Raw genomic sequence first — 577 nt, forward strand, 5'->3', positions numbered from 1 at the left:
TGGCACGTAAATTACCCGTTGTAACGACACCGCGTACAACGATGTCTAAATCAGGCTCGACGATATGAATGTCACCAGCGTTAATGGTGTCTACTGCATGTTGGTTGACATCAACCCCCACGACTTCCATTCCGCGCGATGCAATTACAGCCGCTGTTGGTAAGCCGATATACCCTAACCCTATCACGGATACTTTTTTGATAGACATGGTCTTTTTCCTTAAAACTTATGATTGATACGCGCCGTTTTTACTTCTGTTCGCTTAAACAGCGCGGGCAATAAAATGATTAACTGGTTTTTTATTTAACTGATTGTTTTAGCCTTTGCGGCTGTGTTTAAGCAAAGTGCTTTTTAATTTTTGCGACAATACGGGCGCAGGCTTGGCCATCACCATATGGGTTATGTGCACGGCTCATGGTGTCGTAATCGGCTTGGTTAATCAGTAAGTTATGGACTTCACTCACTATGCGGTCTTTATCGGTGCCGACTAATTTAACCGTGCCTGCTGCCACCGCTTCTGGGCGCTCTGTGGTATCGCGCATCACCAGTACCGGTTTACCTAGGCTGGGGGCTTCTT

The 577-nt window shown here is 46.3% G+C and carries 2 protein-coding genes; both read right to left on the reverse strand.

The window, feature by feature from the left end; all coding sequences use genetic code 11:
- Positions 1 to 208: 3-hydroxyacyl-CoA dehydrogenase NAD-binding domain-containing protein (locus tag PULV_RS00010; RefSeq protein ID WP_227009312.1), on the reverse strand; the 208-nt coding region annotated here is incomplete at its 3' end.
- A gap of 127 nt (positions 209 to 335) precedes the next feature.
- A partial coding sequence (locus PULV_RS00015) for a UDP-N-acetylglucosamine 2-epimerase (RefSeq protein ID WP_193330561.1) occupies positions 336 to 577 on the reverse strand: 242 nt, incomplete at its 5' end.

It is taken from the genome of Pseudoalteromonas ulvae UL12 (assembly GCF_014925405.1).
GTDB lineage: Bacteria > Pseudomonadota > Gammaproteobacteria > Enterobacterales > Alteromonadaceae > Pseudoalteromonas > Pseudoalteromonas ulvae.